Source organism: Alkalibaculum bacchi, from assembly GCF_003317055.1.
Taxonomy (GTDB): domain Bacteria; phylum Bacillota; class Clostridia; order Eubacteriales; family Alkalibacteraceae; genus Alkalibaculum; species Alkalibaculum bacchi.
In genome coordinates, this window is sequence record NZ_QNRX01000002.1 from 1 (window position 1) to 13,858 (window position 13,858).

15 protein-coding genes and 1 pseudogene are annotated in these 13,858 nt (G+C 34.8%); 4 read left to right on the forward strand and 12 right to left on the reverse strand.

Annotation, left to right across the window (positions count from 1 at the left end; genetic code table 11):
• Positions 1-102 precede the first annotated feature (102 nt).
• Both DES36_RS15415 and DES36_RS01440 read left to right on the forward strand, forming a co-directional pair.
• Positions 103-180: pseudogene (locus tag DES36_RS15415) on the forward strand (hypothetical protein); the annotation flags it as partial.
• A 13-nt stretch (positions 181-193) separates the two neighbouring features.
• Entirely contained in the window at positions 194-1,579 is a 1,386-nt protein-coding gene (locus tag DES36_RS01440) for a HAMP domain-containing sensor histidine kinase (protein WP_113919446.1), read from the forward strand.
• A gap of 37 nt (positions 1,580-1,616) precedes the next feature.
• Here DES36_RS01440 and DES36_RS01445 read toward each other — a convergent pair whose 3' ends face one another.
• The 6 genes from DES36_RS01445 to DES36_RS01465 all read right to left on the reverse strand — a co-directional run bounded on the left by DES36_RS01445 (position 1,617) and on the right by DES36_RS01465 (position 5,187).
• Positions 1,617-2,168, reverse strand: coding sequence for a GNAT family N-acetyltransferase (locus tag DES36_RS01445; protein WP_113919447.1), 552 nt, complete (start codon positions 2,166-2,168; stop codon positions 1,617-1,619).
• Positions 2,169-2,386: 218 nt separating this feature from the next.
• On the reverse strand, positions 2,387-2,857 hold the full coding sequence (locus DES36_RS01450; RefSeq protein WP_113919448.1) for a YbaK/EbsC family protein: 471 nt from the start codon (positions 2,855-2,857) through the stop codon (positions 2,387-2,389).
• A 64-nt stretch (positions 2,858-2,921) separates the two neighbouring features.
• Positions 2,922-3,413 carry a GNAT family N-acetyltransferase gene (locus DES36_RS01455; RefSeq protein WP_113919449.1) on the reverse strand — a complete coding sequence of 164 codons (492 nt, stop codon included), beginning with the start codon at positions 3,411-3,413 and terminating at the stop codon, positions 2,922-2,924.
• A 125-nt stretch (positions 3,414-3,538) separates the two neighbouring features.
• Positions 3,539-3,706, reverse strand: coding sequence for a hypothetical protein (locus tag DES36_RS14695; RefSeq protein WP_170128132.1), 168 nt, complete (start codon positions 3,704-3,706; stop codon positions 3,539-3,541).
• A gap of 49 nt (positions 3,707-3,755) precedes the next feature.
• Positions 3,756-3,947 carry a DUF4177 domain-containing protein gene (locus DES36_RS01460; protein ID WP_113919450.1) on the reverse strand — a complete coding sequence of 64 codons (192 nt, stop codon included), beginning with the start codon at positions 3,945-3,947 and terminating at the stop codon, positions 3,756-3,758.
• A gap of 301 nt (positions 3,948-4,248) precedes the next feature.
• A complete protein-coding gene (locus DES36_RS01465; protein WP_113919451.1) occupies positions 4,249-5,187 on the reverse strand; it encodes a hypothetical protein in 939 nt (312 codons plus the stop codon).
• A 335-nt stretch (positions 5,188-5,522) separates the two neighbouring features.
• On the opposite strand from DES36_RS01465, the gene DES36_RS01470 reads away from it, so the two are divergent.
• The gene (locus DES36_RS01470; RefSeq protein WP_207657415.1) at positions 5,523-5,780 is read left to right on the forward strand and encodes a hypothetical protein; all 258 of its coding nucleotides are present in this window, start codon (positions 5,523-5,525) and stop codon (positions 5,778-5,780) included.
• Between the two features lie 78 nt (positions 5,781-5,858).
• Positions 5,859-6,047, forward strand: a complete 189-nt coding sequence (locus tag DES36_RS01475; protein WP_113919452.1) for a hypothetical protein — start codon at positions 5,859-5,861, stop codon at positions 6,045-6,047.
• Positions 6,048-6,274: 227 nt separating this feature from the next.
• On the opposite strand, the gene DES36_RS01480 is transcribed toward DES36_RS01475, so the two are convergent.
• From DES36_RS01480 to DES36_RS01505, 6 genes are all read right to left on the reverse strand, one after another.
• Positions 6,275-8,026, reverse strand: coding sequence for an NADH-dependent [FeFe] hydrogenase, group A6 (locus DES36_RS01480; RefSeq protein ID WP_113919453.1), 1,752 nt, complete (start codon positions 8,024-8,026; stop codon positions 6,275-6,277).
• Positions 8,027-8,038: 12 nt separating this feature from the next.
• On the reverse strand, positions 8,039-9,748 hold the full coding sequence (locus tag DES36_RS01485; RefSeq protein ID WP_113919454.1) for a (2Fe-2S) ferredoxin domain-containing protein: 1,710 nt from the start codon (positions 9,746-9,748) through the stop codon (positions 8,039-8,041).
• 12 nt (positions 9,749-9,760) lie between these two features.
• Positions 9,761-10,273, reverse strand: coding sequence for an NADH-quinone oxidoreductase subunit NuoE family protein (locus tag DES36_RS01490; protein WP_113919455.1), 513 nt, complete (start codon positions 10,271-10,273; stop codon positions 9,761-9,763).
• Positions 10,274-10,967: 694 nt separating this feature from the next.
• On the reverse strand, positions 10,968-12,362 hold the full coding sequence (gene lpdA / locus DES36_RS01495; protein WP_113919456.1) for a dihydrolipoyl dehydrogenase: 1,395 nt from the start codon (positions 12,360-12,362) through the stop codon (positions 10,968-10,970).
• Positions 12,363-12,374: 12 nt separating this feature from the next.
• On the reverse strand, positions 12,375-13,679 hold the full coding sequence (locus DES36_RS01500; RefSeq protein ID WP_113919457.1) for a dihydrolipoamide acetyltransferase family protein: 1,305 nt from the start codon (positions 13,677-13,679) through the stop codon (positions 12,375-12,377).
• A gap of 14 nt (positions 13,680-13,693) precedes the next feature.
• Complete coding sequence (locus tag DES36_RS01505; protein WP_479722697.1) at positions 13,694-13,831, reverse strand: hypothetical protein; 138 nt, start codon at positions 13,829-13,831, stop codon at positions 13,694-13,696.
• Between the last annotated feature and the right edge of the window lie 27 nt (positions 13,832-13,858).

A 13,858-nucleotide genomic window follows, 5' to 3' on the forward strand; every position in this document is an offset into this window, starting at 1 on the left:
AAACAACCTAAAATGCTGTGCATAACACTTTATTTTTAGGTGAAAGTATTATGTTGCAATGGATTTATGCCATTTATGATGTGCGAAGTTTGAGTTAGTTATCTAAGGGCGAAAATAGATCGAGAAGAAGACTCCTATATTCAAACGGTTAGGGGTACGGGATATGTCATAAGAGATTAGGGGGGTAAAACGAATGAATAAAAGAATGAAGAGCATCTCAATTAAATGGAGATTGACGATTTATTCAACCATTTCCATTTTTATAATTTTTATGTTGTGTAACATCATGCAGCTTATTCTCATCCATACTTTTACCTCTAAGCAAGAAGAAGATCAATTAAATAAACGTTGGAACGAGATTAGTACGTTAATCGAGGAGAAATCTAAATTCGGCGGCATAAAAACTGCCTTATCAGCAGATTTCTTTGAAAATATTATAGGGCAAGACGAGATGATACGTATTTTGAATCAACAAGGGCGAGAACTCTTTAATATTTCTGAAGACTTTCCTAATCCTCAAAGTAACCAATTGGAATATGGCTTTCACCGAATAAACGAAGATAATGAAAGATTTGTTATATTAAAAGAAACGTTAATAGTAGGGACCTTTAAGGGTATACTTGAGATTGGTCAGAGTGTTGAAACCTTTGAAGAATTTTTAGAACGAGTTTTTTGGGTCTTGTTAGCAGGGACTATTCTGTCATTAATATTAAGTATTATGGGTGGACAGCTTTTGGCGAGAAAGCTACTAGCGCCTCTTGCTGTCATAACCCATACGATGAGAAAAATTGAAGACCAGCATTTTCAAGAACGAATCCCTGTTATGGAAACCAATGATGAATTCTCCCAACTAAGTTCTATCTTTAATTCAATGATGGATCGAATTGAGGCTTCAATGGAACAACAGAAACGATTTGTGGAAGATGCTTCCCATGAACTTAGGACACCACTTGCTGTTATTCATGGGCACCTTTCTTTATTGGAAAGATGGGGTAAACATGATGAAAAGATATTAGAAAATTCTCTGCAAACAAGCATCAAAGAAACCAATCGATTGATTACATTAACAAATCGATTATTAACGCTCACTCGTATAGACAAACAAGAAGAACATGAAAGTATCATCCCTTGTGATGCTACAGAAGTCCTAAATGAGGTGATTCACGACTACGAACTCATATACGAGCAATTAGAGATATTAAAAGGGGATATAATGAAAACGGAATCGTTACTTGCAATTCCACAAGAACAGTTGAAACAAGTACTAATCATCGTATTCGATAATGCAATAAAGTACAGTGGAGATCGGAAAAAAATCGCTATAACATCCAGTCATCATGAGAATAAATATAAAATAGAAATTCAAGACAATGGATATGGTATTAGCCGACAAGATTTACCCTTTATTTTTGATCGCTTTTATCGAGTAGATAAGGCTCGTAGCAGAGAAAAAGGTGGGACAGGTCTTGGCCTTTCTATCGCAAAAGATATTCTGAAAAAATACAAAGGAAATATTTTTGCAGACAGTAAGCTAGGGATGGGTACAACCATCACGATTGTAATACCTTATACTCGTTAAAGTATTTAAGTCATAAAATAATATAATTGTAATTTAGTTACTTCAATATTTTACCCATCACAATCTCATCACAATATGTACCATCCTTCAGTTTAAAAGCACTTTTCACTCTTCCCCATTCATGAAAGCCAAATTTACGATAAAGCTTTTTAGCTTTAATATTGTCATCAAACACACCTAGCTCAATTTGTTCGTACCCCATTACTTCTGCCATCTTTATGGCTTCTTGTATTAATATACTTCCTATCCCTTTGTTCCAATATTTTTCTTTTATAGAGATACCAAAAACCGCTCTATGTCTTAGTTTAATATAGTTGTTTGCGCAATTTAAACTAGCGTCACCAGCCAAATCATCCTCTACAAACGCAGCAATCATTATGTCCTGTTTACTCTCTATATAGTTCTTTAAAAACTCCGCTTCTTTAGCGTCTGTTAGCTCTATTTCCTCAGGGTATCTAACCATATAGTGTGTTTCTGTCGAGGTCATTTTCATATACTCTAGCATAGTAGCAGCATCTTGTTCATCTGGACTTCGAAGCAAGCATTTTGTTCCATCCTTCAAAACGATATTTTTACCTACGTATCTCATGTATTTGCCTCCTTAAGAAATTTCTACTTAATATTCACTTTGGCGGCAATTTCTTATTGCCCAATGTTATAGCAGTGATAATCCTAACCATATTTACTTCTTATATTTTTCAAAAGCTTTATCTGGATTAATATGAACACCTTTTAAGAAACGAAGGGACAATTATTGAAATATCCTTATTGTAATGTTGAAATGGAAAGTGGTTTTCTTCAGAAAATTTATGATACTTCTTTACAGACATCCACCCAGCCCTTATAACTTGAATGAGTTTCTAATTCTTCTATTGATAATTCTACAACACTGTTTTCATTACCTGCACCAGGATATATTATATCATTTTCCTTAAGAGAAATATCCAAATAAATTGAAACATTAGGATTCACTGCAAATGGGCAAACACCGCCTATGTCGTGTCCTATATATTCCTCTACCAATTCACTTGGAACCATTTTTGATTTTTGGTGAAATGTAGTTTTGTATTTTTTATTATCTATCTTAACATTACCTGCTGCAACAACCAGTATAGGTGCATCGCCTACCATAAAAGACAGGGTTTTTGCAATCTGCTTTATTTCACATCCAACTGCTTCTGCTGCCATTTCAACAGTAGCACTGGATTGTTCTAATACTTTCACACGCTCACATAATCCAGCATCTTCAAAGTATTTCTTTACATTTTTATATGACATTGTTCTTCCTCCATCTTATGTACTGAAATTGGTGTTTTATTCTCCTCTAATCCGTATTTACAAACTATAACACCCTGTAATGAGGAATAATGTCCTCATATGTGCCATCTTTCATCAAAAATCCCTGAGGAATGATTCCTAATTGAACAAACTTAAGTTTTTCATACAGGCGAAGGGCGCTTTCATTTGTCTTAACTACTGCGTTAAACTGCAAAATCTTGAAACCTAATTCTTTTGCTTGATTCATACAATGGATAACAAGTTTTTCGCCAATGCTATGACCTCGCACGCTCTTTTTTACAGCATAACTTGCATTACAAATATGTCCGCATCGCCCAACATTATTGGGGTGGAGTATATACAGACCAATAATTTCTCTACTGTCCCCATCATAAGCTATGCCAGTAAAGGATTGTTGCGAAAAGAATTCATCACCGCTACTCTCTGTTAAAGAATCCATTTGGGGAAAGGCAATACCATCTTGAACAATCTCATTCCAGATAGCGATTGACTCTAAAATGTCATTTTTATCGTATGCTCTTATTTTTATATTCATATTTGTGCCTCAATTCCTAATTAACTTTTTTCGCCATTTTTTCTACTATTAATAAGTAAATTATCTCGTATATTAGTCATAATATCAATATTGAAAATTGTTCACATACAAATCTACTTTAAACATTACCTCTGTGCTTCATCTTTATCTATAGTTTTCTTTTTTATAGAAGACCCAATACAAATATATGCACATCCTAATACTATAAATTCTGTTTTTTCACCCACTATTCCTGCTATTATAAAACAAATAGCCCCAAAGAACCAAAGTTTGCGAGCAATATTTTTTTCCATATAAATTCCTCCATCTAAAAAAACGAATCAACTCAATCTTGTATGATGTTTATAACGTACTCTTACTTTTTTCTTTTTTAAATATAAATACCATCATAGAACCAAATGCACCCACACACTGGAAATTGACAAGCTCCCAACCATCTTTTCCATGCTGTTCAAGCACTCTATTACTTTTTTTCTTTAAGCTTTTCTCAGTATCAAAAAGGCTATTAAAAGTTACTGTTGTGTATTCCCACATAATTAACTCCTTTTAGTTAAATTAGATTTAATTGCACAATAAATTATTGATACAAAATATATAGATATTGTTCATCATGGGAGGTTAAAGACCTCCCCTACAACCCGCATGCCAATGGGTAGGGGCGCACCTTTGCTCACCCGTTTGCACAACGCAATGTTCTATTATTACGCAATATATCAATTTGAGGCATAGGCATATGGGGACGATAACTTGTTACTCCAAATTTCAGGAGATAAAAGTCACCGTCCTTACATGCCTTATAGTTTTCTCATATAAATGAATAGATTTTATCCTTTATTTACGCCTGATTGATCATATCTTTCATCTCAGCTTCTAGCTTTTCGAGCGTCATGCTTTCTTTATCTTTCATAGTTATAAGTTCATTTATTACATTTTGCACTTGTCTTCTCACTTGAGATATGTTTTCTTTAGAATTTTGAATTTTAGACTGCATAAACCAATCGGAAATCAATCCATCAAAAAAGAAATCTGCAAATTTAGTGAATCCGCCCGTTTGTACGGATATATCAGAGCTTATCTTTATGTCTGTTAACTCACTCTTAAAACTACGCAGTAGATATTGAATCTGTTGAACATCGGAATTTGCATCATCTATATGAGAATGTTTAATAAGATCTGTCATGAGTCCCCCACCTAACATATCCCAAACACCCCACCCCTCTGCGCTATCAAGGCTACTTAAAGCTCTATTTATACTATAAATAACATTTTCGCCAGCTTCAATAGCTTCATCTATCTCTTTCACATTATTTTTTGATTCGCTTAGTTGCTCCGTTATGGCCATAATCTTTTGCGCTACTTCAGGATTGGACGCTATGAGTAATTCTTTCTTTTCTTTAAACAATTTATGGTATTGGGCCTTACAATTTATATACTTAGTACGCTCTAAATTTAATTCACTGATTTTACGGGTAATACTAGATAAATCTCGAATGCTTTGATTATATTTTAATCTGGCAGATAGGGCTTCTTTTCTCTCCATTTCTACTCGATCATCGAGATTTCCCAGGAAAGAATAAAATATTTTAGCGATGCTTTTGTTTTCTAGATTTTCTACATCTTTATCTTCTTTTTCTACTGTGGTCTTTAGTTTAGATACCTTATTTTCTAGTTCTTCCTGTTCATCTTGGAGCTTATATAACATTTTATCTATCTTTTCCAATTGCTTCATACATTGAAATGCAGACTGTATTTGCTGATTTATTTTACTGTACATCCGAATCCTCCTATTTTTTATTATTACAATATAACTACCGCAGTACTTAGATTACGAATAGTATTCTCTCTTTGCTTCTAGACAAAATGATCAAATGGTAGTTTCAAATTTCTTATAAGATACCCACTAAACCAGGTATTAAGCCGGTAGGTGATAAAGCGCTTTTTATTTCCTCAGCTACTGATTGATAAGCTCTCTTATATATGAATCATTATATCAATATTAAAGATGAAAAATTCGATAAATTTATTAATCTTTCATTTTTAATTAACAGAATCTGTTATATAATAATGATAAATGTTTTTCAATTAACTTTCTATAAGGATTTGAAATTTATGATAATGATTTGGAATAGAATAGAAGTTTTTGTTGGAAACTCCCTACAAAAATTTAATGAGATTGGTCATATACTTTCTTCAAATGGAATTAAATATGATTATAAAATAGTGGATAGCACTAGCCCTAATTTTTTTGGTGCATCTAATCGTGCAAGAACTGGCATCTTTGGCGTAAATACAGATTATACAAAAATGTATTATATCTATGTACATAAAAAGGATTACAATTATGCACAGACATTATTAAGAAGCTAATATAATAGAGTATCCTTTACAATTTTTATATCAGCATTATATGAAATAAAGTTTACTAGATCTTTAGGAGGAATTTATATGAGAAAAGAACTCTTCATAGGAATTTTTGCACAAACAGTTTACATTATTCTAAATCGATTTTTTAATGTACCTGATTTATTTTTGGGATTTTTACAGGGGTTAGCTATATGTTTTATTATCGTGGGTCTTTTACCTAATGATATAAATTCAAAATTAAAACAATGGAAGAGATCTAAGGTTAAATAAAAAGGTATGGCGTCATCTTTTTAGAGAACCGCCAGCCTCTCTAATAATGGATTTAAGTTACTAAGCAAGAAATCCAAATATAAACCTTCTTAAAGAAATCAGAATGGCTAACTGCATGGTGCACCTACATCATTCACGCCACTAAATAATTGTTCATTATATACGTGGGATCTTTTCCATGTCTTTTTTATTTCTTTTTCATATGGGAATATAGTCGATAATGATTACTATATTCTTTCTCTTTCTTCAAAGTGGGTGTGCAACAATTCATGAGCCATCTCCCCATATGGTTTTCCTAAAAATTCCTTATACAATTTTAGAATCTCTGAATTTTCGTGAGACTTTCTAATTTTCTTATTGCGATCTTCTTGATAGAGAGCTTGTTGGCGTTTTTTTACAATTTCATAATTTCCATGATGGTAGGGTTGACCTCCTCCTCCTATACATCCTCCTGGGCATGCCATGATTTCTATAGCATGATACTCATTTTTTCCGTCACGTATTTCCTCTAATAGTTCTCTAGCATTTCCCAAGCCACTAGCTATACCGATTTTTATCTCTTTTCCTGCTATATTGACACTTGCTTTTCTCAACCCATCCGACCCTCTTAACTGTTCAAATTCAACGTTACCTAGTTGTTCTCCGGTTATCCATTCATAAGCAGTCCGAACAGCCGCTTCAATTACCCCTCCAGTAGTACCAAATATTACCGAAGCGCCTGTAGTTTCCCCTAGTGGCTTATCGTATTCTTCATCAGGTAGACTATTAAAATCTATTCCTGCTTCCTTAATCATCGCACCTAATTCCCTAGTCGTCACAACAATATCCACATTATTGTGTTCATCTTTTGTTAGTTCTGGTCTTTTTGCCTCAGCCTTTTTAGCAATGCAAGGCATGATTGATACTACTACAATATTATCCGGGTCGATATTATTCTTTTGTGCGTAATAAGTCTTTACAATAGTACCAAACATGATATGGGGTGATTTACAGGTAGAGGGGATTTCCAGCAATTCAGGAAATTGTTGTTCGATAAATTTTACCCACGCAGGGCAACAGCTGGTCAAGATGGGCAATGTTTTATTACTTTCTATCCTATGAATGAGTTCAGAAGCTTCTTCCATTATCGTAAGATCTGCTCCAAAATCCGTATCGAACACCTCGTCAAAACCCATTCGTTTTAAGGCTGAGACTAGTTTTCCTGTAACGATAGTTCCTGGCTCCATACCAAACAGTTCCCCAATAGCAACGCGTATGGCGGGTGCCGTCTGTACGACAACATGTTTATCTGGATCATTTAATGCTTCCCATACCTTATCGCTATGATTGATTTCAGTTAGGGCAGCCGTTGGGCATACAGCTACGCACTGTCCGCAGTAGGTACATGAGGATTCTACCATAGGAATGTTAAAGGCAGGACCAACAAAAGCATTAAATCCTCTGCTAATACCAGATAATATTCCACAAGTTTGTACTTCATTGCACATGGTTTCACATCGTCTACAATAAATGCATTTATTTGAATCCTTTACAATAGCATCACTGGAAATATCTTTTGGATAATCCATCCGTTCACCTTCCCAACGGATTTCTCTTACGCCAAGCTCTGCTGCCAGAGCTTGAAGTTCGCATTGAAGATTTTTAGGACAGGTAAAACATTCATTTGGATGATTTGAGAGCAACAATTCAACTGCCATCCTTCTAGCCGTAATCGCCTTTAGAGAGTCCGTCCTAATTTCCATTCCTTCATGTACTTTGGTAACGCATGCTGGAACTAAAGTATCTCTCCCGGGTGATTCCACCATACAGACTCTACACGATGCTGTTTGGTTCACCATCTTTAGATCATGAAGATCTAGATGACATAATGTAGGTATTCTGATCCCAGCTTCTTGCGCTGCTTCCAGGATTGTTATGCCAAGAGGTACCTCGTAATCTAGACCATTCATTCTTATTGATATTTTTTTTGCTTCTTCCATTTTTCCACTCCCTTAAACCTCTATTCTTTCCCTATTTTTTGCTTTATACTTTCCTTCTCCTTGGGGGTGGTCCACATCCTTTATCAATTCCATATATTCATTCCAAAAATATTTCATAGTACTGAGTACAGGATTAGGGGCCGTCTGACCCAAACCACACAATGAAGAATTTTTAACCATATAAGCTAATTGCTTGAGAGCGTCCATATCGGCCATGGAAGCCTTTCGCTTCGTGATTTTGACAAGTAATTCATACATTCTTTTTGTACCTATCCTACAAGGGGTACATCTCCCACAAGACTCATCCATAGTAAATTCCAAGTAAAACTTTGCCACATTAACCATGTTGTCTCGATCATCTAATACAATCATTCCTCCAGAACCCATCATAGAACCAACTCCCAGGAGATTGTCATAGTCAATCGGCGTATCTAGATCTTTCTCAGTAATGACGCCACCAGAAGGACCGCCAGTTTGAACTGCTTTAAATAGATGCCCATCCTGTATTCCTCCGCCAATGTCACATATGATTTCTCGCAGAGTCGTTCCCATAGGTACTTCCACGAGACCCACATTATTTATCTTTCCGGCAAGAGCAAATACCTTTGTCCCCTTGCTCTTCTCGGTTCCAATAGAAGAAAACCAGCTAGACCCTTTTAAAATAATTAAAGGAATATTTGCAAGAGTTTCCACATTGTTTACACAAGTTGGATAAGCCCAATACCCTTCCTCAGCAGGATAGGGAGGTTTATAATTAGGTTCTCCTCTTTTCCCCTCACATGAATTGATTAGCGCAGTTTCCTCTCCGCAAACAAACGCACCTGCGCCAAGTTTCAATTCTATGTCAAAGTTAAATGTTGTACCAAGGATATTCTGTCCTAATAAACCTAACTCTCTTGCCTGAAAAAGGGCTGTATTTAATCTGGATATCGCCATAGGGTATTCTGCCCTTATATATACAATTCCCTTATTTGCACCAATGGTATAACCGCCAATAGCCATAGCTTCAATAACACTGTGTGGATCTCCCTCTAAAATACTGCGATCCATAAAAGCACCAGGGTCACCTTCATCTGCATTACAGATGATAAACTTAGTTTTTCCAGGTTGCTTTTTCGTTATCTCCCATTTTCGGCCTGTGGGAAAGCCACCGCCACCTCTTCCTCTTAATCCTGATTTTGTTATTATATCTATTATTGTATCTTGTGACATTTGAGTAATCACTTTACCTAATGCGCTATAACCATCATTTTTAATGTATTCATAGATTTCCTCAGGGTTTATGAGACCGCAATTACGAAGTGCTAATCTCATTTGTTTTTTATAAAACGGCATATCTTCCTGCTTTTCTATTTTTCTATTATTGATAGGTTCTTTATATAATAGCCGTTGAACTATGTTTCCTTGTAGAATATGTTCATCAATAATAGTTCTTGCATCTTTAGGTACAACTTTGACATAAAAAACATGATCAGGCTCTATTTTTACTATTGGACCTTGCTCACAAAAACCAAAACATCCTGTTTTCACTACTTTAACTTTTTCACTACATTTTCTAGCTTTTATTACATGATTTAAGAACTCAATAAGCTTTTCACTATCATTGGCTAAACAACCCGTACCGCCACATACTAATATTTTCTTTACAGTTGGATCATTAAAGTCTTCCACTTTATGCGTTTCTTTTATTCTCTCTAACTTTTCCAGAGAATCTATTCTCAATATGCCCACCTCCTACTTTTCTCGATAGTTATTAATTATTTCTTCAATATCTTCTTCTTTTACTCTACCATAAACCTTATCATCTACTAAAATTACCGGTGCTAAACCACAGGCACCAACACAGCGTACATCCTTTAGGGAAAACAATCCATCTTCTGTTATTTCATTTGATTCAATTCCAAGGGTATCTTTCATCTTTTTTATGATTCTGTCCGAGCCTCTAACAAAGCACGCAGTACCCATACATACGCTAATGGTGTGTTTCCCCATAGGTTTCATTGTAAAATATGAATAAAAACTAACTACACCAAAAACTTCTGCTCCAGGAATTCCTAATTTTCTAGCTACAAATAGTTGCACATCCCGAGGTAGATATCCAAAAATCTCTTGTGCCTTATGCAAGATTTCAATTAATGCACCCTTTGTGGTTTTAATGCTGTCAATATATTTTTCCAACTCTTTAAAACTTTCTTCAGGTAAATCATGATCACTTTTTATTGCACTTATTTCTCGTGTACTTGTCATTACTACTCACCTGCCTAATTAACTTTTTATGACCTTACTATTTCCATATAGCCTGATTTAATAACCTATTTTTCGAAAAAATGCTGATATCTTTATAGTACAAGCTAATTAAAATACACAAACAGTTAATAGGATGAAATTATAAAGTATGCGTTAACAGAACATTATTAGAGGTGTGCGCATGATTGTGTGTAAATGAGAGGATCTTTTTAAACGAATTCGGGTGGTACGTAGAAGTTAAATTTTTGTAGCAAAATATTAGGAAAAGAGATTTAAAATGAAAAAACACCTTGCAGGCATATTAAGATAGTATTTAGAATGAATGTAGGTAAATCTATTTATTAGGAAAATAGTGGATATATCCTGATAGAAATATAAATAGTGACAGAATTATTATTCGGTGTCACGATTTACGCATAATCATTAATGGATTTTTATATGATAGATGAAAAAGCAGCGGAATAATAATCAATTAAATAGGTAGGTCCTTATATCTGCAACTACTCTTATATAGTTGCAGATATTTCATGTATAAAAAGTCAACTCTAGTACACATCAACCAAGTACAAATTTCACCCTACACCTTCAAAGATAGCCGTCCATCTTTTCATTCCCTTTTTTATAAATATCTCTCACAAAAATTGAAATATCTTTGTTAAATTTAAGGATTGAATACTATATAAGCTGATATAACTTATTTTATCTTAGGTAGATGCAATGCATTATTATGTACGCCGTGGGCAGCTTCGTGAAGACACTCCCCAACTGTTGGATGGGCATGAATGGTCGTAATAATTTCTTCCACAGTTGCTTCCAGGCGAATGGCTAAAGCTCCTTCTACGATTAAATCTGTTGCTCTAGGTCCTGCTATATGCAACCCCAATATTTCTCCAGTAGCTTTATCTGAAATATATTTTACAATTCCTTCTGTTTCACATGTAATCATGGATTTTCCATTTGCAAACAGTGGAAAAACTCCTTTTTCTATATGATACCCTTGTTCAATTGCTTGTTCTTCCGTTAAACCGGCAGAAGCCAGCTCAGGTCTTGTATAAACGCAATATGGTGTTGTTTTAAAATCTATGCTCGTTTTTTTCTTCATAATTCTTTCTACCGCAGAAATACCTTGTGCGGATGCAACATGAGCTAGCATAACACCCCCATTACAATCTCCGATAGCATAAATATTTCTCACATTAGTTTGAAATTTATCATTCACTGCAACAGCGCTACCTTTTGTCTTTACTCCTATTTTATCTAAACCCAATCCTTCAGTTACAGGTTTTCTTCCAATGGATAAAAGCACCTTTTCCGCCTTAAAAACTTCCGATTTTTCTCCTTTTAGAGTGTGAATTTCTAAACCATCTGCTGTTTTTTCAATCTTTTTCACCTTTGTATTTGTATGAATTTCGATTCCATCTTTTACTAATTTATTTTGCAAAACATTGGTAATCTCTGCATCCATATTTGCTACAATTCTCGGTAATGTTTCTATAACTCTTACTTTACATTCAAATGAATTATAAATACTGGCAAATTCACATCCAATAACCCCTCCGCCGATAATTAATAAGCTTTCAGGAACCTCTTCCAAAGATAGCGCTTCATTACTGGTAATGACTCCTTGCAATTCTATCCCTGGAATGGGAATCACATTCGGTTCAGAACCTGTAGCAATAATAGCATAATCAAAGGCTACCTTTTCTATTTTCCCATTACTACATTTAACAGTTACTTCATTTTTATCACTAAATGTGGCTTGCCCAATATATTTAATAATTTGATGACTTTTCAAAATCCCTTCTATTCCACCAATTAACTTCTTCGTAATTTTATTTTTCCTTTTCTGTAATTTACTCCAATCTGCTTCTATACCTGTAACTTCAATGGCTAACTCTTTGGCCTCTTTTTTTAGGGTATCTACTAAATTAGCTGTATGAAGCAATACTTTTGTAGGTATACAGCCTACATTTAAGCAAGTTCCTCCTAAATGCTCTTTTTCGATAATGGATACCTCAGCCCCTAATTGTGCTGCACGTATTGCCGCTATGTATCCGCCAGGTCCTCCTCCAATAATTGCAATTTTCATGTAAATTCCTCCTTATAGCAGCAATAAAGCCGGTTTCTCTATATATTCTTTTACTCTTGCCATAAATTGTGCAGCTACAGAACCATCTACCACACGATGATCGGCTGTTAAACTTAAATTCATCAAAGGCTTTATTGTTACTTGTCCCTCTACCGCTACAGGTGTTTGTACAATTGCATTAACCCCTAAAATTGCTACTTCAGGTTGATTAATAATAGGTGTGAAAGACTCTATACCAAACATGCCAATATTGGTAATTGTAAATGTGCCTCCCGTTAAATTCTGAGGTTGCAGTTCATTATTTTTTGCCTTAGTAGCTAATTCTTTAATTTCTTTTGATATTTCTTTTAATCCTTTGCTATTTGCATATTCTACTACCGGAACAAGGAGTCCATCCTCTAATCCTACCGCAACGCCAATACTGACGTAATTCCTAAAAATAATTTCATTACCCTCTATAGAGGAATTAAGCAATGGAAACTCCAATAATGCCTTGGAAAGGATTTTTACCAACAGGTCTGTATAGGTTACTTTGACAGTATCTTTAATTTGATTTCTAAATATTGAAAGATTCGTAGTATCTACTCTTAGGTTATAATTTACCGTAGGAGATACTTGTTGACTTTCTAACATCCTTTTTGCAATAACTTTACGCATCGTGCTCATGGACTTTCTTATTTCCTGAGGATTTACCATGGCCACAAAATCTTCTCTCTCTTTATAAGCGATGACATCATCTTTCATAATCCGGCTATCTTTGCAGATTTGATTTATATCTACACCTAATTGTTCAGCCACCACTGCTGCCGTGGGAGATGTTTTCTTTTCTGCCTTCTTACTTTCTTTTACAAACTTACGTACATCCTCTTCTGTTACAGAGGATTGTGTCCCTGTTCCCTCTATTCGGCTAATATCTACATTCAGTTCTGCAGCAAGTTTTTTTGCTTTAGGAGATGCTTTCACCTTTTTCGCTGTAGTGGCAGTTGATGCCTCTTCTTTTATTTCTTTCTTTTCTATGGTCTCGTCTATCTCTTCTTTTTCTCCTCCTCCAATTTCTGTCAATAATGAAGAAATATCTTCATCTGCAGATGCTACAATAGCTACAGGTTTCAATACCTCAACTGTACCTTCTTCAATAAATATTTTTCTGATAACACCATCAGATGTAGCTTCAACTTCATTTGATATTTTATCTGTTTCAACATCAAACAATACCTCTCCTGATTTTACGTTATCGCCTTCCTTCTTTCTCCAATTACTCACTGTACCTTCTGTCATGGTTAAACCCAATTTAGGCATAACAATAAACTCTGCCATAATAATTAGACCTCCTATTCTATTTTTTGGCTCATCAAATTGAAAAAACATATATTGACCTTTTCGTTGTTGTCTATAACGGTTGCATAGGAAAGCAATCTGCGGATATCTTTTCCCGATGCAGGATTAGCAATAATCCCTATAGGTGGCATCTGTTTACCCCCTTTATTAAAATTAGA

Bases quoted from the DNA above. Each gene is read 5' to 3' on its own strand.
- DES36_RS01440 (WP_113919446.1), top strand. From the start codon at position 194: ATGAATAAAAGAATGAAGAGCATCTCAATTAAATGGAGATTGACGATT.
- DES36_RS01445 (WP_113919447.1), bottom strand. From the start codon at position 2,168: ATGAGATACGTAGGTAAAAATATCGTTTTGAAGGATGGAACAAAATGC.
- DES36_RS01450 (WP_113919448.1), bottom strand. From the start codon at position 2,857: ATGTCATATAAAAATGTAAAGAAATACTTTGAAGATGCTGGATTATGT.
- DES36_RS01455 (WP_113919449.1), bottom strand. From the start codon at position 3,413: ATGAATATAAAAATAAGAGCATACGATAAAAATGACATTTTAGAGTCA.
- DES36_RS14695 (WP_170128132.1), bottom strand. From the start codon at position 3,706: ATGGAAAAAAATATTGCTCGCAAACTTTGGTTCTTTGGGGCTATTTGT.
- DES36_RS01460 (WP_113919450.1), bottom strand. From the start codon at position 3,947: ATGTGGGAATACACAACAGTAACTTTTAATAGCCTTTTTGATACTGAG.
- DES36_RS01465 (WP_113919451.1), bottom strand. From the start codon at position 5,187: ATGTACAGTAAAATAAATCAGCAAATACAGTCTGCATTTCAATGTATG.
- DES36_RS01470 (WP_207657415.1), top strand. From the start codon at position 5,523: ATGATAATGATTTGGAATAGAATAGAAGTTTTTGTTGGAAACTCCCTA.
- DES36_RS01475 (WP_113919452.1), top strand. From the start codon at position 5,859: ATGAGAAAAGAACTCTTCATAGGAATTTTTGCACAAACAGTTTACATT.
- DES36_RS01480 (WP_113919453.1), bottom strand. From the start codon at position 8,026: ATGGAAGAAGCAAAAAAAATATCAATAAGAATGAATGGTCTAGATTAC.
- DES36_RS01490 (WP_113919455.1), bottom strand. From the start codon at position 10,273: ATGACAAGTACACGAGAAATAAGTGCAATAAAAAGTGATCATGATTTA.
- lpdA (WP_113919456.1), bottom strand. From the start codon at position 12,362: ATGAAAATTGCAATTATTGGAGGAGGACCTGGCGGATACATAGCGGCA.
- DES36_RS01500 (WP_113919457.1), bottom strand. From the start codon at position 13,679: ATGGCAGAGTTTATTGTTATGCCTAAATTGGGTTTAACCATGACAGAA.
- DES36_RS01505 (WP_479722697.1), bottom strand. From the start codon at position 13,831: ATGCCACCTATAGGGATTATTGCTAATCCTGCATCGGGAAAAGATATC.